The 25181-nt window shown below is 75.1% G+C and carries 18 protein-coding genes and 1 tRNA gene; 1 reads left to right on the top strand and 18 read right to left on the bottom strand.

What is annotated here, in order from left to right; translation table 11 throughout:
- Positions 1–385 precede the first annotated feature (385 nt).
- The 12 genes from PUR56_RS38470 to bldG form a co-directional block, all read right to left on the bottom strand.
- Positions 386–462 (bottom strand) — tRNA-Thr (locus PUR56_RS38470).
- Positions 463–541: 79 nt separating this feature from the next.
- The gene (gene leuE, locus PUR56_RS38475; RefSeq protein WP_329885756.1) at positions 542–1192 is read right to left on the bottom strand and encodes a leucine efflux protein LeuE; all 651 of its coding nucleotides are present in this window, start codon (positions 1190–1192) and stop codon (positions 542–544) included.
- A gap of 123 nt (positions 1193–1315) precedes the next feature.
- A complete protein-coding gene (locus PUR56_RS38480) occupies positions 1316–3052 on the bottom strand; it encodes an alpha/beta hydrolase (RefSeq protein ID WP_329952386.1) in 1737 nt (578 codons plus the stop codon).
- 117 nt (positions 3053–3169) lie between these two features.
- A complete protein-coding gene (locus tag PUR56_RS38485) occupies positions 3170–4342 on the bottom strand; it encodes a hypothetical protein (protein WP_329952387.1) in 1173 nt (390 codons plus the stop codon).
- A 312-nt stretch (positions 4343–4654) separates the two neighbouring features.
- Positions 4655–5866 (bottom strand): DNA polymerase III subunit delta', encoded by a 1212-nt coding sequence (locus tag PUR56_RS38490; RefSeq protein ID WP_329952403.1) that lies wholly within the window; start codon positions 5864–5866, stop codon positions 4655–4657.
- A 287-nt stretch (positions 5867–6153) separates the two neighbouring features.
- On the bottom strand, positions 6154–9612 hold the full coding sequence (tmk, locus tag PUR56_RS38495) for a dTMP kinase (protein WP_329952388.1): 3459 nt from the start codon (positions 9610–9612) through the stop codon (positions 6154–6156).
- 169 nt (positions 9613–9781) lie between these two features.
- Complete coding sequence (gene topA / locus PUR56_RS38500; protein ID WP_329952389.1) at positions 9782–12649, bottom strand: type I DNA topoisomerase; 2868 nt, start codon at positions 12647–12649, stop codon at positions 9782–9784.
- Between the two features lie 517 nt (positions 12650–13166).
- Positions 13167–13673 (bottom strand): DUF3592 domain-containing protein, encoded by a 507-nt coding sequence (locus PUR56_RS38505; protein WP_329952390.1) that lies wholly within the window; start codon positions 13671–13673, stop codon positions 13167–13169.
- 270 nt (positions 13674–13943) lie between these two features.
- On the bottom strand, positions 13944–15476 hold the full coding sequence (locus tag PUR56_RS38510) for a DUF7059 domain-containing protein (protein WP_329952391.1): 1533 nt from the start codon (positions 15474–15476) through the stop codon (positions 13944–13946).
- 343 nt (positions 15477–15819) lie between these two features.
- A complete protein-coding gene (locus PUR56_RS38515; RefSeq protein ID WP_329885692.1) occupies positions 15820–16515 on the bottom strand; it encodes a hypothetical protein in 696 nt (231 codons plus the stop codon).
- 300 nt (positions 16516–16815) lie between these two features.
- Positions 16816–17238, bottom strand: a complete 423-nt coding sequence (locus PUR56_RS38520) for an ATP-binding protein (protein WP_329885693.1) — start codon at positions 17236–17238, stop codon at positions 16816–16818.
- A 173-nt stretch (positions 17239–17411) separates the two neighbouring features.
- On the bottom strand, positions 17412–17753 hold the full coding sequence (gene bldG, locus PUR56_RS38525; RefSeq protein ID WP_327678470.1) for an anti-sigma factor antagonist BldG: 342 nt from the start codon (positions 17751–17753) through the stop codon (positions 17412–17414).
- A gap of 220 nt (positions 17754–17973) precedes the next feature.
- Between bldG and PUR56_RS38530 the strand changes: the two genes are divergently transcribed.
- Complete coding sequence (locus PUR56_RS38530; protein WP_329952392.1) at positions 17974–20487, top strand: DEAD/DEAH box helicase; 2514 nt, start codon at positions 17974–17976, stop codon at positions 20485–20487.
- Here PUR56_RS38530 and PUR56_RS38535 read toward each other — a convergent pair.
- The 6 genes from PUR56_RS38535 to PUR56_RS38560 form a co-directional block, all read right to left on the bottom strand.
- Complete coding sequence (locus tag PUR56_RS38535) at positions 20482–21024, bottom strand: Rv3654c family TadE-like protein (protein ID WP_329952393.1); 543 nt, start codon at positions 21022–21024, stop codon at positions 20482–20484. The genes PUR56_RS38530 and PUR56_RS38535 overlap by 6 nt on opposite strands.
- Positions 21012–21509, bottom strand: coding sequence for a TadE family type IV pilus minor pilin (locus PUR56_RS38540; protein WP_329952394.1), 498 nt, complete (start codon positions 21507–21509; stop codon positions 21012–21014). The genes PUR56_RS38535 and PUR56_RS38540 overlap by 13 nt, the downstream gene beginning before the upstream one ends.
- A complete protein-coding gene (locus tag PUR56_RS38545) occupies positions 21499–21771 on the bottom strand; it encodes a DUF4244 domain-containing protein (RefSeq protein ID WP_329952395.1) in 273 nt (90 codons plus the stop codon). Before PUR56_RS38545 ends, PUR56_RS38540 begins: the two co-directional genes overlap by 11 nt.
- Positions 21772–21878: 107 nt before the next feature.
- A complete protein-coding gene (locus PUR56_RS38550; RefSeq protein WP_329952396.1) occupies positions 21879–22499 on the bottom strand; it encodes a type II secretion system F family protein in 621 nt (206 codons plus the stop codon).
- A 212-nt stretch (positions 22500–22711) separates the two neighbouring features.
- Positions 22712–23599, bottom strand: a complete 888-nt coding sequence (locus PUR56_RS38555) for a type II secretion system F family protein (protein WP_329952397.1) — start codon at positions 23597–23599, stop codon at positions 22712–22714.
- A gap of 321 nt (positions 23600–23920) precedes the next feature.
- A complete protein-coding gene (locus PUR56_RS38560) occupies positions 23921–25180 on the bottom strand; it encodes a TadA family conjugal transfer-associated ATPase (RefSeq protein WP_443034619.1) in 1260 nt (419 codons plus the stop codon).
- Position 25181 lies beyond the last annotated feature (1 nt).

The raw sequence follows: 25181 nt of genomic DNA on the forward strand, positions 1-25181 counted from the left end.
AGCCGTAGCGCTGGTGTCAGCAATCGGATTGATCACGGCGATGCCCCTGGCCGGGATCACGTGCGGGGTTTGACCCCACTGTCGGATTCGCACAACGAACCAGCCAACGACCGCCCCCACCGGCACCTGCGCCACGACCGTCCGAACAGCACCGCTGCAGCCATGGCCGCACTTCGGCCGCACCTGGTCGCTGACGGGATGCCAGGCGCGACCGCTTCCATCACAAAGGTGCAGGTCAGCGAGTTGGGCAAGCCGATGCCACTCAGAGTCGACAACCCGTGACCTACGCACTCCGCGCGTGGGCTCGCAACCCTCGAATTGGCAGACATCCATGGTCAAAGCGACAAGAAAACCCCAGGTCAGAGGCCTGACCTGGGGTTCACCTTGGAGCCGCCTGCGGGATTCGAACCCGCGACCTACGCATTACGAGTGCGTTGCTCTGGCCAACTGAGCTAAGGCGGCAACGTTGCCGGTGGTGACGGCAACGCGGGCCAGTCTACACAGGTTTCGGCGGTGATCCGTACCGGGTCGAGGGGTGCCGTCAGGCGGAGGAGACGGCGAGCTTGGCGGCGAAGCCGGCGAAGAGGGCGGCGACGCCGCTGGTGAGGCCCGCGGAGAGGCGCTTGCGGCGGCGGAAGGCGGCGGCGAGCGTGGTGCCGGCGAAGATCAGGAGGGTGAGGTAGAGGACGCTGAAGGTCTGGAGGATCCCGCCGAGGAGGGCGAAGGAGAGGACGGGGCTGCCGTAGGAGGGGTCCACGAACTGGGTGAAGAAGGAGAGCAGGAAGAGGATGGCCTTGGGGTTCAGCAGGCTGATCACCAGGGCCCGGCGGAACGGGCGCTCGGTCGGCTCCGGGGCGGCGTCGGGGGCGGCGTCGGCGCCTGCGCGGTGCTCGCGCCAGAGCTGGCGGGCGGCGCGGAGCATGCCGATGCCTATCCAGAGCAGGTAGGCGGCGCCGCCGAACTTGACCACCGCGAAGACGGCCGGGTTGGCCTCCAGGAGGGAGGCGGCGCCCAGCGAGGTGAGGCTGATCAGTGTGAAGTCTCCGACGAAGACCCCGGCGGCGGCGGTGTACGCGGTCCGGACGCCCTTGCGGGCGGCGACGGAGAGGACGTAGAGGGAGTTGGGGCCGGGGAGGAGGATGATCACGAGGGCGCCGAGGACGTACGTCGCCAGGTCGTTGACTCCGAGCACGGTGGGCTCCGGTGGGGGTGACGGGGAGAGCGAGGGGCGCTCATCGTAACGTCGTACCGGAGGGTGGTTGAGGTGATTTCCCCCGCCCGTCCGACCCGTCCTGACACTCCCGCCCGGACCGCCTCACCGACCGCAGCGCTTCCCGTTCTCCGGTGCTTCGCCGCCCAGCAGGTAGCGGTTGACGGCGCCGTCCAGACAGGTGTCGTGGCGGCCGTACGCGGTGTGGCCGTCGCCGTCGTAGGTCAGCAGCCGACCGGACTCCAACTGCCCGGCCAGCGCCTGCGCCCAGGCGTACGGGGTGGCCGGGTCGCGGGTGGTGCCGACGACGACGATCGGCGTGGCGCCGGAGGCGCGGACGGTGTGCGGCGCGCCGGTGGGCCGGGCCGGCCAGTAGGTGCAGGTCAGCGCCATCCAGGCCATGTCGCGACCGAAGCGCGGCGAGGCCCGCTCGAAGTCCGGCACGGCGCGCGCGGCGTCGTCCGGACCGGCGAAGGGAGCGGGCAGGTCGAGGCAGTTCACGGCCATGTTGGCGAACATCAGGTTGGGGTACGAGCCGCCCGGCTCCCGGCCGTAGTAGTCGTCCGAGAGCTTCAGCAGGCCGGTGCCGTCGCCGGCCCGGGCGTCGGCCAGCGCGGTGCGCAGCCGGGGCCAGAGGAAGTCCGCGTACATGGCCTGGATGACGCCGGTGGTCGCCTGCGCCTCGGTGAGCCGGCGGCTGTCGGAGGTGGTCGGCAGCGGGTGGGCGTCGATCGCCGCGAACAGGGCGGCGAGTTGCTCGCCGGCCTTCTGCTCGGTCCGGCCGAGCGGGCAGTCCTCGCGCTTGACGCAGTCCTGGGCGAAGGCGGCCCAGGCGGTCTCGAAGCCGCCGGCCTGGGTGCGGTTGCCGGCCAGTGAGTCGAGCGAGGGGTCCATCGCGCCGTCGAGCACCATCCGCCCGGTCCGGCCGGGGAAGAGCCCCGCGTAGGTGGCACCGAGGAAGGTGCCGTACGACTTGCCGACGTAGTTGAGCCGCTCGTCGCCGAGCAGGGCCCGCAGCACGTCCAGGTCGCGGGCGGCCTCGACGGTGCTCAGGTGGCCGAGCCGGTCCCCGGCCTGCCGGCGGCAGCCCTCGGCGAACTCCTTGGCGGCGGCCACCAGGGCGTCGATCTCGGCCGGGTCGTCGGGAGTGATGTCGACGGCGGTGTAGGCGTCCATCCGCTCGCCGTCCAGGCAGGTCACCGGGGCGCTGCGGCCGACTCCGCGCGGGTCGACGCCGACCAGGTCGTACCGGGCGCGGACGCCGCTGTCGTAGGTGCGGGCGACGCCCTCGACGTACTCGACGGCGGAGGCACCGGGGCCGCCCGGGTTGAGCAGCAGCGAGCCGAGCCGGTCGCCGCGGGCGGCGCCCGCCGCCCCGGAGCCGGTGACGGCCGGGGCGCGGACCGCGGCCAGCGTGAGGTCTCCGCCGGCCGGGCGGTCGTAGTCCAGCGGCACCTTGAAGGTGGTGCACTCGTAGCCGTCGTCGCACGGCTGCCAGGCGAGTCGCTGCCCGTAGTAGGACGCGAGCGCGGCGGGGACGGCGGCGGGCAGCGGCTCCAGCGGCGCGGCCGCGGGGCGGGGGGCGCCCGCGAGCGCCGCTGCCGGCGCGGAGCCGGAAGCGGCGGCAGAGGCAGCGGCGGAGGCAGAACCGGAGGCGGGAGCGGACGGGGCAGACGCGGGCGCGTCACCGGCCGGCGGCACCGTGTCGGAGGAGGCCGCGCCGGGGGTGGTCGTCCCGGTCGGGGTGCAACCCCCCGCCACCAGTCCGACGGCCGCCAGCAGTGCGGCCGCGGCGACCACGCCCGCACGCCGTTCACGGTCGGCCCGCAGCTCGGCCGGCATAGGGGTCCCCCTCAGCTGATCGCGTCCGGTGGCTTCGGTGCCGTCCGGGTTCCGCCACCGGGTACCGGTGCCGCTCCGGGCACCGGTACCGGGAAGCGTAGTGCCCGCCCGGGCGGGTCAGGACGCCTTGGCGAGCGCCTCGCCGAGGTACTGCGCCGCCTGCCGGACCAGGCGCAGTCGGATCCGGTCCGCCGAGTAGTCCTGCGCGTTGTCGGAGATCCGTACCTCCGCGCGGGCGGCGGCTCCGGTGCCGGAGCGCAGCGTGGACTGCAGCTTGCGGGCCGCGTCCAGCCCGGCGGTGTCGGCCTTGCCCGCGGCGAGCAGCAGCTTGGGGGCGGCGGTGGCGGGCGCCTCGGCCCCGGTCCGGGCGAGTGCGGCGGTGTCGTACCGGCCGGAGACGGCGGCGGCCGCGCCGTAGAGGTCGGGGCGGGCGAGCCCGGCGGCCGCGGCGCAGGGCGCGCCGCCCTCCACACCCAGCGTGCCCCAGCCGGCCGGCCCGGGCGGCAGGGTACGGAAGGTGGCGGCGATGGTGGTGCGGAGCGCGGCGTCGTCGGCGACGGCCATCGGGGCGGCGGCGAGCAGGTCGCAGGGGTGCCCGGTGCCGATCGGTGCCTCGGGGGCGACCAGGATGAACGGGCGGGCCTTGGCGCCCTGGGCGGCGGAGGAGAGGCCCTCGAAGACGTCGGGGACCTCGGTGTCGGCGGTCTTCCCCGGGCCGGCGGCCTGCATCACGACGACCGGGAAGCGGGCGTTCGGGTCCTTCGCGTACTGGGCGGGCAGCCAGACCCGGACGTTCCGCGGGTGGCCGTCCGGGCCGGGGACGGCCGACTGCAGCAGCTCTCCGCCGCCCGGTCGGCCGACGCTGTCGAACCGGCTGACCACCGGCGGCGGGGCGGGCGCGCCGGCGGCTTCCGCAGGAACCGCAGCCACGGCGGGGGCCGCGGCGGCGGCCGGGGCGGCGGCAGGTGCTCCGCCCGCGGACTCCGGCGGCGCGGCCTGACGGTCCGCTCCCCCGCCGTCGGCCGACCGGTCGGCGGCGGACCCGGTCGGTGTGCCGACCCCGGCCAGGTCGCCGAAGGCGCCCAGGGCCGTGAGCAGGGTCAGCACGGTGACGCAGATCCCGCAGACCATCGCCCCGGCCGCCCGTACCAGCATCGGCCGCTGGTCGCCGGTCAGCTCGTACGTCTCGGCGGCCCGTAGATCGCGCCAGCGCAACAGCGCGCCGCGCGCCAGCCAGATCCCACCCCCCGCGGCGGCGAGCAGGGGAACGACCAGAAGCGAACCGACCATGGGACGCACCACCTCGGGGAGGGCCGGACGACCGGGCCCGGCGCCGTACGGGACGCGACGGCCCCGGGACCGGGGCTCAGTCGGCCCCCAGCGTGCAAGACGACCCGGCGGCCGCACGAGGCTGTGCCCGGCGCGTATCGCTCGTTCACTCGAAGGTGGGACGCCGGGTAGGCGGGAAGCCGTACCCGAGGGGTGGTCCGGGGCTCGGCGCAGCAGCTCCCGGGCCGGTGCCGGCGCACGGACCGGCAGGAACCCGCACGCATCTCAGGGCTTCCGCACGGCTCCCTGCTACGCGCGCGCGGGCCCGGAGGCTCACCCCGCCCGCAGGGCCACCGTCATCGCCTCGACGGCGAGCAGCGGGTCGACGTTCCGGTCCAGAGCGCGCCGACAGGCCAGCACGGCCTCGATCCGCCGCAGCGTCGACTCCGGCGGACCGGACTGGGCGACCCGCCCGAGCGCCTGCCGCTGGTCCTCGTTGGCCAGCGCTCCGGTCGAGCCGAGCTGGATCGCGAGGACGTCCCGGTAGAAGCCGAGCAGGTCGAGCAGCGCGACGCCCAGCGTCTCGCGGCGGGTACGGGTGGCGCGGCTCTTCTGCCGCTTCTCCAGTTCCTTGACCGCCCCGGCCATGCCGCGCGGTGTCTTGCTGCCCTCCGCCGCGCCGTACGCGGCCTTGAGGTCGTCGGTCTCCCGGGCGTCCTGGGTCTCGGCGAGCGCCTCGGCGTCGGCCTTGGCGGTGTCCACCAGGCGCTGCGCGGCGGCCAGGCAGCCGCCGATGTCGGCGACCTCCAGCGGGATCCTCAGCACCTCGTCGCGGCGGGTCCGGGCCTGCTCGTCGACGGCGAGGCGGCGCGACCGCTCGATGTCCCCCTGGCCGGCGAGTGCGGCCAGCCGGGCGGTCCCGGGCTCGACGCCGTCCCGGCGGACCAGCATGTCGGCGACGGCCTCGGCGGCAGGGGTGCGCAGCACCAGCATGCGGCAGCGGGACCGGATGGTCGGCAGCACGTCCTGCACGGAGGGCGCGCAGAGCAGCCAGACGGTGCGCGGGGACGGCTCCTCCACCCCCTTCAGCAGGGCGTTGGCGGCGGCCTCGGTGAGGCGGTGCGCGGCGTCGACGAGGATCACCGACCAGCGGCCGTTGGTCGGGTAGCTGGAGGCGCGCAGCACGAGGGCGCGCATGTCGCCGACACCGATCGACAGGCCGTCGGTCCGGACGTACTTCACGTCGGCGTGGCTGCCCGCGAGCACGGTGTGGCAGCCGTCGCAGAAGCCGCAGCCGGGCGTGCCGCCGAGCGCGAGGTCGGGGCTGGTGCACTGGAGGGCGGCGGCGAAGGAGCGGGCGGCCGTGATCTGGCCGGCCCCGGGCGGACCGGTGAACAGCCAGGCGTGCGTCATCAGCGAGGCGTTGCCGCCCGCCCCGGCCGCGGCTCCGCGTCCGGCGGCGACCGTCGCCCCGGCCGACCGGGCGGCGGCGGTCAGCTGCTCGACCACCCGGTCCTGGCCCACCAGGTCGTCCCAGACGGCCACTGCTGCTCCCAAGCTAGGTTCGGACCCCACCCCGGACGGCTCCGCCGTGCCGCGGACCGGTTGGCGGTAGCCGCAGCGGTACGGACCGCTGGTGGCGGCGGGGACCGGGATGTCGGACGGCGGCCCCGGCGCCGTCTCCGTCGTCGAGCATACGTGGCCGGTACGACGGCGGGCGGTGCTGCCGGAGCCTCGCCCCGGCAGCACCGCCCGCCGTCGGTGGTCCCTCGTGAGCCGTCCCGCGATGGGGGCCGGCCCCGCCGGTCGGCCCAGCCGGTCGGGCTCGCCGGTCAGCCCCGTCGGCCCCAGCGGCGGCCCTTGCCCTTGCCTTCGTCCTGGCCGCCCTGTCCGCCCTGGCCGTCCCGCCCGTCCGCGTCGTTCGGCGGAACGGGACCCGCAGGACCGGCCGGGGCGCCCTGGCCGGTGCCGTCGCCCCAGCGGGCCCACTCGTCCCGCGAGCCGAGCAGGGTGTCGGTGAGGCTCGGCAGGTCGTCCATCGGCGTCTCCTCCGCCCAGTCCGGCCTCGGCCGGGACTCCGTGGCGGGCGGCTGCTGCGGGTCGACCACCGGCAGCTCACGCGTACTGTCGACCGGCCGGTCCGCGGGGCGGTTCGCCGGCGGGGCGTCGGCGGGCCGCTCGTCCCGCCAGAGCCCCGGCGGCACCGCGTCGCCCCGCCGACCCGGCTCGACCCGGGGCAGGACGGCCGTCTCGTCCGCCGGAACCCGGGGCAGGACGGTGGTCTCGTCCGCCGGAACCCGAGGGAGGACGGTGGTCTCGTCCGCCGGAACACCCGGAGCGCCCGGGGTCCCCGGTACGACCGGAAGCTTCGCCGTCGCGGCGGCGTCGCCCGCCGGACCCGCGCCCACCGGACCGCCCGCCGCCTCAGCGGCGCGGACGGCGGCCCGACGGTCCCGCTCGGAGATCTCCTGCGTCGCGTCCTCGCCGCCACGCCCCTTCGGGGCCTGCGCCCCGGGATCCTTCACGATCCGCAGCTCGGTGGTCACCGCGTCGTCCGGCACGGCGGCGGAGCGGTCGGCCCGCTCCGCCGCCTCGGCCGCCGCAGCAGCAGCGGCCGCCAGCGCGGCGGCCTGCGCCAGCCGGGCCTCCTCGGCCCGCTGCAGCGCCTCCTCCGCCCGGCGGCGCTGCTCCTCCCGCGCCAGCTCGCGCTGCCGCTGGAGCTCCGCCTGGGCGGCCGCCTCCTCGGCGAGCCGCTTGCGTTCGGCGGCCTCGGCGGCCAGCCGGGCCTCCTCCTCGGCGCGCCGCCTGGCCTCCTCCTCGGCACGTCGGCGGGCTTCCTCCTCCGCGCGCTTGCGGGCCTCCTCGGCCGCCTTGCGCGCAGCCTCGGCGGCGACCCGTTCGGCCTCCTCCTTGGCGAGGCGCTCCTGCTCGGCCTGCTCGGCCCGGAGCTGCGCCAGCACCTCCTGGCGCTTCCGCTCGGCGGCCTCCTCCTCGGCGCGCTTGCGGGCCTCCTCGGCGGCGCGCCGCTCGGCCTCCTCCCGGGCGAGGCGCTCCTGCTCGGCCCGGGCGGCCTTCTCCTGCTCGGAGAGCGGCAGCTCCCGGTCGAGCCGGTGGCGGATCGCGGTGGTGACGAAGCCGGGCTGCTGGCTGCCGTCGACGACGAGGTAGCGCGCCGGGTCGGCGGCGGCCAGCGAGAGGAAGCCGGACCGGACCCGCTGGTGGAACTCGGTCGGCTCGGACTCCAGCCGGTCCAGCGCCTCGGTGAACCGCTCCCGGGCCCGGGTCGGGTCGACGTCCAGGACGACGGTCAGGTCGGGCAGCAGCCCGCCGGTCGCCCAGCGCGAGATCCGGGCCACCTCGGTGGCGGCCAGGTCGCGGCCGGCGCCCTGGTACGCGATCGAGGAGTCCATGTACCGGTCGGTGATGACGACCGCGCCGCGGGCCAGTGCGGGGCGGATGACGTTCTCGACGTGCTCGGCCCGGTCGGCCGCGTAGATCAGCGCCTCGGCGCGGTGCGAGAGGCCGGTGTTGCCGACGTCCAGGACGAGGCCGCGCAGCCGCTGCCCGACCGGGCTGCCGCCGGGTTCGCGGGTGAGCACCACCTCGTGGCCCTTGCCCCGGATCCACTCGGCGAGCGCCTGCGCCTGGGTGGACTTGCCGGCGCCGTCGCCGCCCTCCAGGGCGATGAAGAAGCCGGTGCCCGCCGTGCGGTGGGGGGCCGGGCCGGTGGCGCCGCGCAGGGCGTCCAGCAGGTCCTTGCCGAACGGGGCGGTGCCGCGCCGGTCGTCGGTCCGGAGCAGGACGACGGCCGCCAGCACCAGGGTGAGCAGTCCGGCGGTGGCGACCGCGAGGGCCGCGCCACCGTGGATGAAGGTGAACGAGCCGGGCTCGACCTCCCCGTACGCGATGTCCCCGTAGGCGGCGGCGATCAGCGGGACGACGATCAGTGCGGCGCCCACCACGACCCGCAGCACCGCGTACAGGTGTTCGGTGACCTTGGGGAGCCGGGCCTCCTCGACCTCCTGGGCGAGCAGTCCGCGCCCGGCGGTGATGACGATCCCGGCGGCCACCGCGGCCAGCACGGTGAGCAGCAGCACGAGCACGAAGTCCAGCACCAGGCCGGCCAGGATCAGCGCGACGCCCTCGGTCAGCAGGGCGAGCGCGAGCAGCCGGCGGCGGGAGAGCGAGGGCAGGGTCGCCCGGGTGAGCCGGACGCCCAGCGCGGGGGCGCCGGTGGCGGCGAGCACCAGCAGGCCGTAGCCGATCGGCCCGGCGCGGTGCTCGGCGGCGGTGAGCAGTGCCAGCGCGCAGACACCGGCCATCGCGGCGTACCCGGCGGCCACCGCGAAGGTGAAGTACGGGGCGGAGCCGGTGCGGCCCTTGGCCATGGCCGGGCCGGGGGTCGCGTCGGTCGGGGCGCGCAGGCCCTGCAGCGGGGAGTGCGGGGCCACCTTGACGGCGCCGCCGGGCAGCTCCTGGAAGTGGATCCGGACGGCCGAGACGGCGAACAGGGCCGCCGCGCCGACGGCGGCGAAGGTGGTCTGGTGGGCGCGCAGCCAGTCCGAGCCGAGCGCCGCGAAGATGTTGTTGAGCAGCGTGAGCGCGACGAGGGCGGCGGCGGCGAGCGGCACGGTGGCCCAGCCGGTGCGGTGGTCCAGGCTCCGGACGGTCGCCAGGTTGGCGGCGGACGGGCGGCGCTCGGCAGCGGGGGCGAAGGGGTTGGCGGGGGGCAGCAGGCCGGGCACGGCGGCGGCCTTGCCGATCGCCCAGACCCGTTCGGCGGCGCCGGTCACGAAGACGGTCGCGAGCAGCACCCAGGTCGCGGCGCCGGAGGGCTTCGGGCCGGAGCCCAGCCAGACGATCCACCACGGCGCGACACCGATCAGCACGGCACGCAGGGCGTCCGCGCCGAGCAGCGTCCAGCGTCGGTCGAGCCTGCCGCTGAGCAGCCCGTGCACCGGGCCGAGCAGGGCGGCGCCGACCAGCCCGGTGGCCGCCAGCCGGGCTGCGAAGACGGCGGCGACGGCGAAGGCGAGGCTGCGCGGCAGGTCACCGAACTGTCCGCCGAGTGCGGCGGCGATCACGGTGAGGGCGAGCAGGACCAGGAGTCCCAGGCGGTCGGCGGTGCCGCCGATCAGCTGGGTGGTCCAGAGCCGGCGGTACGGGCGCAGGCGCAGCAGCGCGCGGACCCGCTCGCCGGTGGTTCCGGCCGGCGCGACCTCGGCAAGGTCGGGCGTGCCGGCTCTCGCGGCCTCGGCGACGCTGGGGGTGGGCTGCTCCGCGCTCGTCATACCGTCAGCGTAGCGGTCGGCGCATGGCGCAAAAGAGGGGAGCGCAGCTCCGGACGGGCGCCATCGCAGGGTTGTGACAGAGTCCGCACACGCCCGTCGCGCGTTGCCCCCGAACGAACCGGGCCCGCGCCGCCGGAGCGGACGCGGGCCCGGTGCCGCCGATCGGGTGTCAGCCCTCGTCGGTGGCGGCGGCCTTGCTCGCGGTTGCCTTCTTGGCCGTCGTCGTCTTCTTGGCGGCGGTCTTGGTGGTGGCCTTCTTGGCCGCCGTCTTGGCCGCCGCCGTCTTGGTGGTGGTGGTCTTCGCCGCGGTCTTCTTGGCCACCGCCTTCTTGGCCGGGGCCTTCTTCGCCGTCTTCTTCACCGGTCCGCGCGCCCGCTTCTCGGCGAGCAGCTCGTAGCCGCGCTCGGGGGTGATGGTCTCGACCTCGTCGTCCTTGCGGAGCGTCGCGTTGGTCTCGCCGTCGGTCACGTACGGGCCGAAGCGGCCGTCCTTGACCACCACGGGGCGCTCGCTGACCGGGTCGGTGCCCAGCTCCTTCAGCGGCGGCGCGGCGGCGGCGCGGCCGCGCTGCTTGGGCTGGGCGTAGATCGCCAGCGCCTCCTCCAGCGTGACCGTGAACATCTGCTCCTCGCTGGTGAGCGAGCGGGAGTCGGTGCCGCGCTTGAGGTACGGGCCGTAGCGGCCGTTCTGCGCGGTGATCTCCACGCCCTCCGGGTCCGCACCGACCACGCGCGGCAGCGAGAGCAGCTTCAGCGCGTCGTCGAGGGTGACGGTGTCCAGCGACATCGACTGGAGCAGCGAGGCGGTCCGCGGCTTGACGGCGTTCTTGCCGGTCTTGGGCGTGCCCTCGGGCAGGATCTCGGTGACGTACGGCCCGTAGCGGCCGTCCTTGGCGACCAGCATGTTGCCGCTGACCGGGTCCGCGCCGAGCTCGTAGTCACCGCTGGGCCGGGCCAGCAGTTCCTCGGCCAGCTCGACGGTCAGCTCGTCCGGCGGCAGGTCGTCCGGGATGTCGGCGCGCTGGCCGGGCTCCCCCTCGACCTCGGAGGCGCGCTCGACGTAGGGGCCGTAGCGGCCGACCCGCAGGGTGATGGCGTCGCTGACCGGGAACGAGCTGATCTCCCGCGCGTCGATCGCGCCGAGGTCGGTGACCAGTTCCTTCAGACCGCCCAGGTGGTCGCCGTCGCCGTTGCCGGCCTCGGCGGCGCCGCCGGTGGCCGCGCCCTCACCGGCGGCCTCGCCGAAGTAGAAGCGCTTCAGCCACGGCACGGACTTCGCCTCGCCCGCCGCGATCCGGTCGAGGTCGTCCTCCATCTTCGCGGTGAAGTCGTAGTCGACCAGCCGGCCGAAGTGCTTCTCCAGCAGGTTGACCACGGCGAAGGAGAGGAACGACGGCACCAGCGCCGTCCCCTTCTTGAAGACGTACCGGCGGTTGATGATGGTGTCGATGATCGAGGCGTAGGTGGAGGGGCGGCCGATCTCCCGGTCCTCCAGCTCCTTGACCAGCGAGGCCTCGGTGTAGCGGGCCGGCGGCTTGGTGGCGTGCCCCTCGGGGTTGAGCTGCTCGGCGGCCAGCGGGTCGCCCTCGGTGACCTGCGGCAGCCGGCGCTCGCGGTCGTCCAGCTCGGCGTTCGGGTCGTCGGCGCCCTCGACGTAGGCCTTGAGGAAGCCGTGGAAGGTGATGATCTTGCCGGAGGCGGAGAACTCGACGTCCCGGCCGTCGGCGGACCGGCCGCCGACCTTCACGGTGACCGACTGGCCGACCGCGTCCTTCATCTGGGAGGCGACGGTGCGCATCCAGATCAGCTCGTAGAGCCGGAAGTCGTCGCCGGTCAGGCCGGTCTCGGCGGGCGTGCGGAACCGGTCGCCGGACGGGCGGACCGCCTCGTGCGCCTCCTGCGCGTTCTTCACCTTGGAGGCGTAGGTGCGCGGCGCGTCCGGCAGGTAGTCGGCCCCGTACAGCTGGGTGACCTGCACGCGGGCGGCGGTGACGGCGGTCTCCGACAGCGTGGTCGAGTCGGTACGCATATAGGTGATGAAGCCGTTCTCGTACAGCTTCTGGGCCACCTGCATGGTCCGCTTGGCACCGAAGCCAAGCTTGCGGCTGGCCTCCTGCTGGAGCGTGGTGGTGCGGAACGGCGCGTACGGCGAGCGGCGGTACGGCTTGGACTCGACGCCGCGCACCGAGAACGCCGTCTGCTCCAGGGCGGCGGCCAGCGTGCGGGCGGCCTGCTCGTCCAGGTGCAGGGTGCCGGTGCTGCCCGACTTCAGGCGACCGTCCTGGCCGAAGTCACGGCCGCTGGCGATCCGCTTGCCGTCCACGGAGGAGAGCCGGGCCCCGAAGGTCTCCGGGTTGGCCGCGTCCGCCGGGGTGCGCCCGGTGCCGAAGGTGCCGACCAGGTCCCAGTACGAGGCCGAGCGGAAGGCCATCCGCTCGCGCTCGCGCTCGACGACCAGCCGGGTCGCGACCGACTGCACGCGGCCCGCCGACAGCTTCGGCATGACCTTCTTCCAGAGCACCGGCGAGACCTCGAAGCCGTAGAGGCGGTCGAGGATGCGGCGGGTCTCCTGGGCGTCGACCAGGCGCTGGTTCAGCTCGCGCGGGTTGCGCACCGCCTCCTGGATGGCGGCCTTGGTGATCTCGTGGAACACCATCCGGTGCACCGGCACCTTGGGCTTGAGCACCTGCTGGAGGTGCCACGCGATGGCCTCGCCCTCGCGGTCCTCATCGGTGGCGAGGAAGAGCTCGTCGGACTCCGCGAGCAGCGACTTCAACTTGCTGACCTGGGACTTCTTGTCAGCGTTGACCACGTAGATGGGAGCGAAGTCGTGATCCACGTCCACGCCCAGGCGACGCACCTCGCCGGTGTACTTGTCCGGGACCTCGGCGGCCGTGCTCGGCAGGTCGCGGATGTGCCCGACGCTCGCCTCGACGATGTAGCCGGGGCCAAGGTAGCCCTTGATCGTCTTCGCCTTGGCCGGCGACTCGACAATGACGAGTCGCTGTCCGTGCGCGGTCTCGCTGCTCGGGGACACCTTCGCTCTTCTCTCCCGGTCGTTATGTGAGCTGGTCGGCGCTGGCAGCACGGGCTGCGCTCCGCCCGACCCCTCCACCGACCCGGGGCCGCCGCTGTACGACGACCCCACCAGCGGAGTGTGACCGTACCCCGGCCACCCTTGTCAAACGGACGGATCCTGCTTTTTCACCGGCAAGGCCGACCGACGCCACTCGAACGGTAACCCGACGACGGAGGATCGCGCCCTGCGGAGGGCGCTTCGGTGGGTTCCGAAGGATGGAATGACGGATTTCCAAATCTGTCAACAAAGAATCCGGTCGGCCTGCGCCGAGCCGACGGCAGGCGGGCGGCAGGGCCTGCGCGGACCGGCACGGGCCGGCGGGGACGCCGGCGGTACGGAACTCCGGACCGCGGCGGCCGGCCCGGAACGGCGCCCGGAACGGCGCCCGGGACGGGTCGCGGGCCGGGCCCCGGCGGTCTCGGGCCAGGTCGCGGCCCAGGTCGAGGTCCAGATCGCAGGCGGTCTCGGGCCGGTCTCAGGCCGAGGAGGCGGCCACCAGCAGGAGTCCCCCGGCCGACAGGCAAACCAGGCCGAGCGCCGCCCACAGCAGGTCGGCGACCACCGCCCGAGGGCCTTCCTCCGCCGCCAGCACCGCCAGCCCGGGGCGGCGCGGGTCGTAGGCGATGCGGACGGACGCGCCGGGCGACAGACCGGCCGGGCGGCGCAGCGGGGTACGGCCGCGCGGGCGGGTCAGCACCAGTTCGCCGATCCGGCCCGGCGCCGCCGTTGCGGCCGCCGCCGTCCCGGCCCGGACGGCGGCCGGCCCGGCGTGCCCGGCCTGCACGGACGCGGAGTAGGAGAGCAGTGGTGCGCTGTCGAGTCCGCCGTGCGGATCGGACTCGGCGACCACCGTGGCCACGGTCGGCACGCCCCGACGGCGCACCCGGTGGCGAAGGCGCACTTCGGCGGCGCACCAGAACAGGAGTGCGCCGCCGAAGAGGGCAAGTATCAGGCCCCCGACCGTCGCCGTCGTCGTCTCCACCCCGAGCCCCCAGCCTTGTCCACAGCCTGTGGACAGAGCCTCACAGTCGGGGGCCAACGGGGGACAGACACCCGGAGGCCGTCCGGCGAACCAGGGGATACGGAGAGGTGAATCGGACGACCGCAGATGGCCCGAAGCCGACCCGGAAGGACGCGGGGAACTCCAAGGGCCCCCGAACGACCCCGAGGGAGCGCGAGGGAGCACAAGGCATCGCGCTTGGTTGCGCGTGGCGGCGGGGCGTGAAACGACGGGACGTCGCGAAGGGCGCGATCAGGCCACGGGGCTGATGAACCCCTGCTCCGTGAGCATGCGCAGCGACTCCGGCACCCGGTCCCGCAGCACCACCCGGTCCTCGCCGAGCAACTGCGCGATCGCGTCCACGATCTCGCCCGCCGACAGCGTCCCGTCGCAGACGCCGACGAACCCGGCGCCCACCGTGTCCACCTTGGTGGCGCGCCGCATGCCCCGGTTGTGGCGCAGGACCACGTGCTCCGGGTCCTCCGCCCCGGGCGCACCGACCTGCTCCTGGACCACCTCGTCGGCCAGCACGTACCGGGCCGCCAGCAGGGCCGCGTCGTCGTGCGTCCGCAGGAAGTCCTGCCGGTCGAACCACTCCTCGATGTGCGGGCCGAGCGGCTGCTCGACCGGGTGCGGCCACTCCTCGACCCGGACGGTCGGCCGCTCGGCGCCACCCGCGCGCAGCGTGATCCAGCCGAAGCCGATTCCCTCGACCCGCCCGGCCTCGAACGCGTCCAGCCACTCCCCGTACCGGGCCTGGTAGTCGCCACCGGGACCGCGGTGGTCACCGCCGTCCCGCAGCCACAGCTCGGCGTACTGGGCGACGTCCTGCACCTCACGCTGGACGATCCAGGCGTCCAGCCCGGTGCCCGCGACCCAGCCGGACAGCCGGTCGTGCCAGTCCTCACCCTTGACGTGCTGCCAGTTGGCCAGCAGCTGGCAGTAGCCACCCGGTTCCAGCCGGGCGGCGGCGGAGCGGACCAGGCTGCGGCAGAGGTCGTCGCCGGCCATGCCGCCGTCCCGGTAGGTGAACCGGCCGGTCGGCGAGATCACGAACGGCGGGTTGGAGACGATCAGGTCGAACTTCCGCTCCCCGACCGGCTCGAAGAGGCTTCCCTCGGCGGTCTCGGCGTGGTCGAAACCGGACAGCGCCAGAGTGAGCTCGGTGAAGCGCAGCGCCCGCGCGTTGACGTCGGTCGCGGTGACCCGCTGGGCGTGCCGGGCCGCGTGAAGCGCCTGCACACCGGAGCCCGAGCCGAGGTCCAGCGCGGACCTGACCGGCCGGCGCACCGTGATGTTGGCCAGCGTGGTGGACGCGCCCCCCACACCGAGCACCAGGTCCTTGCGGGCCACCCCGTGCGCGGTCTCACCGGACCCGATCCCGCCGGCGCCGCCGACCGCACAACCCAGGTCGGAGACCACCCAGGCGTCCGCGCTCGGCAGACCGGCGACCTCGTCGGCGTACGGGCGGACGTCGACGGTGGCCCGCACCAGATCGCCGTCCGTCCGCAGCCAGCCGTCGGTCAGGCAGTCCTCGACGGGCAGCGCGGCGGCGGCCGCCCGGTACGGCACGGGCTGCTGCAGCAGGAAGAGCCGCACCAGCGTCTCCAGCGGGCTGCCGCCGCGGGTCGCCCGCAGCGCGGGCACCGCCTCGCTGCGGGCCAGCGCCGCGTACCCGGTGGGCCCGAGCAGGTCCAGGCAGCCGTCGGCGGTGTACGAGGCGGCGAGCAGGGCCTCGCGCAGTCTGGCGAGGCGGGTCGGGTCGAGAACGGGGCTACTGATCACCCCGACATTGTCCCCCGCCCGGTCGCCCCCGCTCCCCCCGGCAGCCCCTCGAAGGTCCCCCGAAAGCTCCTCAACGGCCCCGTGACGGATCCGTGCAGGTCCACGCGCCGACCCCGTGGCGGGGATCCGGGGCCGGGTCGGGCCCGGAGGGACGTCCCACCGGCCGGACAGCGATTCGAGCAGCGCGAACGCCCCCTCGGCAGGTCGGGCGAAGGGGCGGACGAGGGGGGCGGGCGAGGGGGCGGAACAGCGGGTCCGACGGCGACAACGGCTCGGTCGGGGATACCGGTGCGGATACGGATACCGGTGCGGGTGCGGGTGCGGGAGGTGCGGGTGCGGTCCGTCAGCTCGCCGAGGGGACGGGGGCGGAGGAAGGCTGAGCGGCGGCGGGATCCGTCGCGGCGGGGCTGCCCGCCGGGCTCGTACCGTCCGCCGTGCCGGGAGCCGGAGTACCGGGAGCCGCCGTGCCCGTGGCGCCCGCCGACGGAGCCGCGGCAGCCGTGCCCGGCTTGCAGCCCTCCTGCTTGGCCATCGCCGCACCCAGCTCGCCGCGCTGCAGCTTGCCCTGTGCCTGGGTGGAGAGCGAGGCCAGCTGCTGAATCTGGTCGGAGATGCTGCGGAGTCCGTCGGCGAACTTCCCCTGGTCGGTGTTGGGCAGCGCGTCCAGCTTCTTCTGGACCTCCAGGTACCCGTCGGCCGCCTTGGTGAGCTCGGCGACGGTGTCCTTCTGGAGAGTGGCCCCGTCGTCCACCTTCGGCGCTCCCGCGCCGTCGATGGCCGCAGCGATGTCCTGGTTGGTCTTGGCCAGCCGCCCGATGTCCGCCGAGAGACGCTTCTGGAGGTCGACCGGGACCTCGCCGGTCTTCACCTGGCCGGTGTCCGCCAGCGCGGCCTGCGCCTGGGCGATCGGGTCCTTGGCCCCGCCGCACACCTTCACCGCCCAGGAGTCCAGCTGCTTGCTGTTGTCGTCGCCGCAGCCGACGGCGCCGAACGCAAGCAGCGCGCCGAGCGCGGGTACGGCCAGCAGTCGCTTGTTCACCGGGAGAAGCCCTTTCGGTTTCGGTCGTCGAACAGCGAACCTACACGGCCGCCGCACGACCCCCGGTTCCCGCCCGTACGGGCCGCGCCCGTGCTCCGACCGTCGCCGGAAGGTCGGGACGGAGACAGTTCGAGGGCGCGCCGAAGGTACGACGAGGGCACGCAGCAGGGAGGAACTGCGAAGGAGGGCTGCCGCTCGAAGAGGCGTGGCGCCCCGGGTGCCCGACCACCGGTGACCGGGCAGCCGTCACCTCACGGCCCGCGAGCGACGACCTCCGGCGGGCCTGCCGGGACCAGCCGGTCAGCCCGTGAGCACGTCGGCCGGGACCGGCCAGCTCATCCGGATCAGACCGCCACCGGTGCCGCTGGTGACCTCAAGGTCCTCGACCAGGCCGGTGAGCACCGCGAGACCGAGCGTGTCCTCGTCCGGATCGACGCCTTCCGCCGAACCGGCGGCGGTCGGGACGGTGTCGAGGCCGGCCTCGTCCTCGACCTCGATGAGGAAACGCTTCTCCTGGTCGATGAGGGCCACCCGCACCGCGCCGGTGATGCCACCACGCTGGTGCAGACCGACCGCGCGGGAGCATGCCTCACCGACGGCGAGCCGCACCTCGTCGAGCACCGACTCGTCGACCCCGACTCGTCTGGCGACTGCCGCGGCGACCAGCCGGGCCGTACGGACGTGCTCGGGAAGCGCACTGAATCGAAGTTCGACGGTTGCCATCTCTCCCCCTCGGGGTGCTCCGACCGGGGCCGGGCATACGGCCGCTGCGGGCCGACGTCAGCCGGCCCCTGGGCGGACCGACGGGCCGGGGCCGCAACAGGGCCCCGGCTCCCGGCCGCGTTGAGAATCGGGCGGGCCGACCACGGAGGGCCGACCCGGCCGGATCGGTCGGGTCAGTCGGTCGCGTTGACCGCGTCGTCCACCGAGTTGTGGATCGGGAAGACCTTGGTCAGACCGGTGATGCGGAAGATCTTGAGGATGCGCTCCTGGTTGCAGACCAGTCGCAGCGAACCCTCGTGGGCGCGCACCCGCTTCAAGCCGCCCACCAGCACACCGAGCCCGGTGGAGTCCAGGAAGTCCACGCCCTCCATGTCGACGACGAGGTGGTAGCTGCCGTCGTTGACGAGCTCGACCAGCTGCTCACGCAGCTTCGGGGCGGTGTACACATCGATCTCGCCGCCAACCTCGACGACCGTGCGATCGCCGACTGTACGGGTCGACAGGGACAGGTCCACGGAACCTCCAGCACCTTGCCTTGCTACGTCATTGCGATCCTCGGCCGGACGGCCGCCACCGCATGGTCACAAGCCTCGGGCACGCCCAGCCAATGCGGCAAGCCTCGGCGCTGCGACCCCCGGCCGTACGGCCGACACGGCCACATTCAACCACTTGTGACCATGCCCGCACGATGGCTTGGGACGATTCTCCGTCACTCCGGTGACACACTGGGTCCTCATGCCGCCGCGTCACAGCCTGCCCGAGGCACTGCTCACGACCCTGTCCACCACCCGCGGGCGGTCGGACCGGCTCACCCATACGGAGCACCTTCCCGCCCGGGCCGCCCGCTATTCACCGTGGCCCGACCGGATCCGGCCCGAGATCGTCGAGTCCGCCCGGGCCCTGGGCGTGGAACACCCCTGGGCCCATCAGGCAGAAGCAATGAATCTGGCCAAATCCGGCCATACTGTGGTGATCGCCACAGGAACCGCCTCGGGCAAGTCCCTCGGCTACCTGGCCCCCGTCCTCTCCGATCTGCTGGACGGAACCGAAGCCCGCAACGGGCGCGGCGCCACCGCGCTCTACCTCGCCCCCACCAAGGCACTCGCCGCCGACCAGCGCCGCCGGGCCGCGGACCTCGCGCCGCCCCGGGTCCGGGCCGCCCTCTACGACGGCGACACCCCGCCCGAGGAACGCGAGTGGGTCCGCCAGTACGCCTCGTACGTGCTCACCAACCCGGACATGCTGCACCGCGGCATCCTGCCCGCCCACGCACGCTGGTCCTCCTTCCTCAAGACCCTGCGCTACGTCGTGATCGACGAGTGCCACAGCTACCGCGGCGTGTTCGGCTCGCACGTCGCCCAGGTGCTGCGGCGGCTGCGCCGGATCTGCGCCCGGTACGGATCCGAGCCCACCTTCCTCCTCGCCTCCGCCACCACCGCCGACCCGGCCGTCACCGCACGGCGACTCACCGGCCTGCCCGCCGACGCGGTCACCGAGGACGCCTCCCCGCGCGGGCCCGTGGTCTTCGGGCTCTGGGAGCCGCCGCTCACCGAGAACGTCGGCGAGCACGGGGCGCCGGTCCGCCGGACCGCCACCGCCGAGGCCGCCCACCTCCTCACCGACCTCGTCGAACGGGAGATCCGCACCGTCGTCTTCGTCCGCTCCCGCCGCTCCGCCGAGCTGGTCGCCCTGCAGACCCAGGACCAGCTCGGCCGCCCGCTCGCCGACCGGGTGGCCGCCTACCGCGGGGGCTACCTCGCCGACGAGCGCCGCGCCCTGGAACGCGATCTGCACTCCGGCCGGCTGCTCGGCCTCGCCTCCACCTCCGCACTGGAGCTCGGTGTCGACATCTCCGGCCTGGACGCCGTCCTGATGGCCGGCTACCCCGGCACCCGGGCCTCGCTCTGGCAGCAGGCCGGACGGGCCGGGCGCGAGGCCCAGGGCGCCCTCGCCGTCCTGATCGCCCGGGACGACCCGCTGGACACCTACCTGGTGCACCATCCGGAGGCGCTGTTCGCCACCCCGGTCGAGGCCACCGTGCTGGACCCCGACAATCCGCACGTCCTCGCCCCGCACCTGTGCGCGGCCGCCGCGGAGCTCCCGCTGACCGACACCGACCTGGAACTGTTCGGCCCCTCCGCCGGACCGCTGCTGCCGATACTGGAGCGACGCGGGCTGCTCCGCCGTCGCGGCGACGCCTGGTACTGGACCCGCCGCGAACGGGCCGCCGACGGCGTCGACCTGCGGGGCAACGGCGGCAGCCCGGTGCAGATCGTCGAGGCCCCGACCGGGCGGCTGCTCGGCACCGTGGACGCCTCCGCCGCCCACACCACCGTCCACACCGGCGCCGTCCACCTCCACCGGGGCCGCAGCTACCTCGTCCGGGAGTTCGACCTCGACAACTCGGTCGCGCTGGTCGAACCCGCCGACCCGCCCTACACGACCGCCGCCCGCGACATCACCTCCATCTCGGTGCTCTCCACCGACACCACCGTCGACTGGGGCGAGGGCCGGCTCAGCTTCGGCTCCGTCGAGGTGGTCAACCAGGTGGTCGGCTACCTCCGCAAGCGGATCTCCACCGGCGAGATCATGGGCGAGAGCAAGCTCGACCTGCCGCCGCGCACCCTGCGCACCCGCGCGGTCTGGTGGTCCGTCACCGAGGACCAGCTCCTCGACGCGGACATCCCGCTCGACCAGTTGCCCGGCGCCGCCCACGCCGCCGAGCACGCCTCGATCGGGCTGCTCCCGCTCTTCGCCACCTGCGACCGCTGGGACATCGGCGGCGTCTCGGTACCGCTCCACCCGGACACCGGACTGCCCACCGTCTTCGTCTACGACGGCCACCCCGGCGGTGCCGGATTCGCCGAGCGGGGCTTCCAGCGGGCCGTCCAGTGGCTGACGGCCACCCGGGAGGCGATCGCGGCCTGTGAGTGCGAACGCGGCTGCCCCTCCTGCGTGCAGTCGCCCAAGTGCGGCAACGGGAACGACCCGCTGGACAAGGCGGCGGCCGTCCGGATGCTGGACGTGCTGCTCGCAGGAGCGCCCGCCGTGCCGGCCGCGGAGCGGCTGGAACCGGCAGCGGCCACCGGGGAAGCGGACGGCTCCGAACCGGCGGAAGCGGCGGACGCGGCGGACGCGGTCGAACCGGCGGAAGCGGTCGAAGCGGAGCCTGAGGGACGGACGACCGCGGCCGGGGAGGTCGGGGGCGTCGGGGAGGCGTGCGAAGCCGGGGAAGCCGGAGGTTCATGAGCCCGTCCCCTCGGTCTGGGCGGCCGTCACCGCCGGGCCGGCCACCGCGGTGACGGCCTCGCCGACCGCGGCGCGCGCGTCCTCGTCCGTCGGGGCGACCTCCGCACGGATCGGGCCGGCCCGGGACCGGGCACGCGCCGGCCCGACCGGCAGGCGGACCGGCAGCCCGGTGACCGGCACCTCCGCCACCACGTCGACGGCATCGGCCTCCCGGTCCACCGTGCAGGAGACCACCGTGGCCGCCTGCACGGCCGCCACGGCCCGGGCCCGGTCGCAGCCGCCGTCCGCGTCCAGCAGCAGCCGGTCGGCCGCCGCGAGCGCCGCGAGGTCGGCGGCGGACTCCGCGCGGTGGCGGGCGCCGACCGCCACACCCACCGACAGCAGGACGGTGAACGCCGCGCAGCCCAACAGCGCGCACACGACCAGCCAGACCGTCGCCGACCCGCCGTCGTGCCCGCCGTCGCGGGCCCCCGCCCGACCGGAGCGGAACCGCAGCGCGCCGCGCGCCCGAGCCACGACACGCGTCAGCTCGGCCACGGGCCGGCACCTCCCTCCCCGCCCCGCAAGGTGTCCTCCCGCGCTGCCACGGCCGCCGCGCCCAGCCGGACCGAGAGCACGCTCCCGAGCCCGCCCGGTGCCGTGGACGGCGCGTCCACGGTGACCCGGACCGTGTCCGCCGCCAGGTCGATCCGGACCTCCGCCCCCGGCGGGGCGACCGCCCGCGCGATCCCGGCGGCATCCGTCTCGCCCCGCGCCGCCGCCCTGGCTCCTTCCCTCGCCGCATCCACGCACCGCACCTGGGCACCCGCCGCGAGTACGGCCCAGACCAGCATCGCGGCCAGCAGCACCAGCGCCGGCAGCGCGACAGCGGTTTCGGCGGTGACGAAGCCACCGTCGCCCCGCCGTCGGCGCCGCCCGTTCCGGCCGGTCGGGGCGAGCCGACCGGAACGGGTGGCACAGGGGCCGCAGCCGGCAGGAAGCAGCCGGGCACACCGCCCTGCGGACGGTGCCTCAGGTCGCATGGAGCGCACGGTCCAGGACGTCGGTGAGGGCTCCGATGACCGCCGGGCTGGTCACCACCTTGTAGAGCCCGGCAGCCAGCGCGCACGCCCCGAGCGTGCCGACCGCGTATTCCGCCGTGGTCATCCCGGCGTCCGAGCGGGCCCTCGCCCGGCCGGCCCGCCGGATCCGACGGATCGCCCAGCGGCCCCGTCGCCGCCCCATCCGCACCAGTCGGCCGAGCGAACTGCCGCTGTCGAAAACGGGCTTGAGCACTGCATCCATGGTTCTCTCCTTGGATCGATTCAGGTGTCGACCGGGCCGGGCGGAGCGGCCTCCACCGCGCCCTCCGCACACTGCGTCCGGTGCCGATCGATATGTTTGACGAAGCGTCACATTTGCTGCGTGAAGCGAGAGGTGAGCCCCACCACCACCGGGACCACACCCAGCAGGACGAAGGCCGGGAGGAAGCAGAGCCCGAGCGGCACGGTGGCCAGCACGCCGGCCCGGCGGACCCGCGTGTGCGCCGCCCGTACGGCCTCCGCTCGTTGGCCGCCCGCCAGTCCGGTGAGCGCCTCGGCCGCCGGGGTCCCGCTGAGGCTCGTCCGGACCAGGCAGCGGGCCAGCGGTGCCAATCGCGGATGCTCCTCGCCCAGTCGGCGCCAGCAGTGTTCCGGCGGCGCGCCCAGGGCGAGTTCCGCCGCCGCTGCCATCAGCCGGGGACCCATCGGGGCTCCCACGCTCCGGCCGACCGCTGCGACGGCCTCCGCCGGCGAGCCCGCCGAGCCGAGGCAGGCCGCCAACAGCTCCGCGGTGAGTGGCAGCTGTCGGACCAGCCGTTGTTCGTCCGACAGGGCTCGCCGCTCCGCCGGGGACCGGGCCCGCGGCAGCCGCCGGTACAACCCCGCCGCCACCAGTAGACCCACCACCGGGCCTGCCCCACCGCCGAGGAACGCCGCTGCGCCGATCCCCGCGGAGAGCGCCGCGACCCCCCGCCGAGCCCGCTCCGCCACGGCGGCTCCCCTGTTGGCGGGCTCCGCCCGACCACCGCCCGGCCACCGGCGGGCCGGGGCGTCTCCGGCCCTTGGCGGCCCCGCTGTCGGCACCCTGGCCGTTCGCCACTTCGCCGCCCGCCGCCGGGCCGTCCTTCGGACACGCCACCCGCTCAGCGGCAGCGCACCCGCCGCCATGGCCGGGCCCAGGACGGTCCAGTCCATCGCCCGCATCACGCCGACCTCACCTTCCCTGCGAACGATCCGCTCGACCGTCCCTCCCGAGGGCGGGTCCGGGTGATCCCGCACCGCCGGCCGGACCCGGGCTCCGGGCGGCCCGCGGCCGTCCGGCCGCGGAACGGACCCGTTTCCCGGGCGTCCTCCGACGCCGACCGGACGATGCGCGACGTCCAGGCCAGGCCGATCCCTTCCAGCGCCGCCCCTGCGACCAGGCAGGCCAGCCCGGCGGGTGTGTGGAGCAGGACGTCCACCGGTCGGGCGCCGATGGCCGCGCCGAGCAACAGCCCCACGAGCGGCAACCCGGCCAGGACCGCGACCGTGGCGCGCGGCGCCGCCAGCTCGGCGGCGATCTCCTCGGACAGCGCCCGTTCGACGCGCAGTGCCTCGGCCACCCCGTCCAGACCGGCCGCCAGGCCCGTTCCACCGTCGGAGGCCACCCGCCAGCAGGCGGCGATCGCAGCCGCTCCACGGCCTCCCGGCAACTCGGCTAGCAGCAGGAGTGCGGCGGGCACATCCGCGCCGTACCGGCCGGCCGCGAGCCGGGCGACCGGCTCCGCCCCGAGCCGGCCCAGCTCCGCCCGGTCTGCGGCGATCCGCGTGGTCACCACGTGCAGCGCCTGTTCGGGCGTCGCTCCGCTGCGCAACTCACCCGCCAGTCCGGCACAGAGCTCCACCACCGCGGCCGCCCGGCGTCCGGCCCCGGCCGCCGCCGCGCGCCGCAGCCGCCACCTCCGCAGCGGCAGGGCGGCCAGTGCGGCGGCCAGGGCCGGAACGGGCGAGACCGTCACCCATCCGGCCGCCAGTCCACCGGGCAGGAGCAGCAGTTCGGGTGCACCCCTGGCGGCCCGCCAGGACGCGCCCACCCGGCTGCCGAACGGCACGGCTCCACGCCGCCGGGGCCTACGCCCCCGCCCGTGACCGGCGGATCCCCGGGACCCGCCGGCCTCGCCGGACTCACCGGCCCGCCCGGCGAGCAGGTGCCCGGCCCGCCGTACACCCGCCAACTGCCGCTGCAGGCACCACCGGCCGGCCGCCGCCGCCCCGCAGAGGGCCGCCGCCCAACAGAGTTCGACCCGGTCAACCGTCACGTCCGCCACCAGCCTCTCGCCGAGTTCTCCCGTTCCAGGGACCGAGCAACAGCACCGCGCCCACCCCACACCCGCCCAGCAGCAGGACGAACGCCACCTGCACCGAGGCCGCCGTCACGGCGGCCCGCCCGCGAGCCGAACCCCCCGGTCGGCCAGCAACCGGGTCAACCGCTCCCAGCCGGCCCCCGGCACCGCGCCGCCGTCCGCCGTGAACGTCACCGCGGGGGTGGTGACGGCCAGCCCCTGCCGGTCGCCGGCCAAGGTGTGGATCTCGGCGATCCGTCGCCTCCCGGTGGCCGGCTCCCGCACGAGGTGCACCACCACGTCCAGCGCCGCGCGGAGTTGGCTGTGCACGGCCGCCCGGTCCAGCCCGGCCAGCGAACCGAGCGCCTCCAGCCGGACCGGGACGTCCGCCGCGGTGTTGGCGTGGACGGTCCCGGTGCCGCCTTCGTGGCCGGTGTTGAGGGCGGCCAGGAGATCCGACACCTCGGCCCCGCGCACCTCCCCGACCACCAGCCGGTCGGGCCGCATCCGCAGTGCCTGGCGGACCAGGTCCCGAAGGGTCAGCTCGCCCAGCCCCTCCTGGTTCGGCGGGCGACTCTGCAGCCGGACCACGTGCGGGTGGTCCGGACACAGCTCGGCGGAGTCCTCGGCGATGACGATCCGCTCCTCCGGACCGACCAGACCCAGCAACGCCGCCAGCAGCGTGGTCTTCCCCGTGCCGGTGCCGCCGCTGACCAGCATCGAGAGCCGGGCCCGCACGAGGCCCGCGAGCAGCTCCGCGCCGCGCGGCGGCACGGCCCCGCCGGTCACCAGCTCGTCGAGGGTGAAGGGCCTGGGGCGGCAGACCCGCAGCGAGATGTGGGTGCAGCCGGCCGCGATCGGCGGCAGCACCGCGTGCAGCCTGGTGCCGTCCGGCAGCCTGGCGTCCACCCAGGGCCGTGCGTCGTCGAGCCGCCGTCCGGCCGCCGTGGCCAGGCGGTGGGCCAGCCGCCGCACCGCACCGGCGTCCGCGAAACGGACGCCGGTCGCCCGGCGCAGGCCCCCGCCGCGGTCGACCCAGACCTCGTCCGGTCCGTTGACGAGGACGTCCGTGACGTCGGGCGCCGCCAGCAGCCGGTCCAGCGGGCCCGCACCCACCAGTTCGGCGCACAGCGAGCGCACGGTGTCGAGGACGTCGTCGCCGCCGAGCGGCGGCCGGGTGGCGCGCAGCGCGGCCGCGACGGAACCGGCGGTCGGGGCGGCCCCGGACTCGGCCAGCCGCAGCCGGACGGCGTCGACCAGCGCCGCCGCCCGCGCCTCCCGGGCCGTCCGTCCGTAGGGGTTCGGCTCGGGCGGCGGCCCGAGCGCGGGCACGCGCCCTGCGACGGGCACG

This window comes from Streptomyces sp. BE303 (genome assembly GCF_036290945.1).
Taxonomy (GTDB): Bacteria; Actinomycetota; Actinomycetes; order Streptomycetales; family Streptomycetaceae; genus Kitasatospora.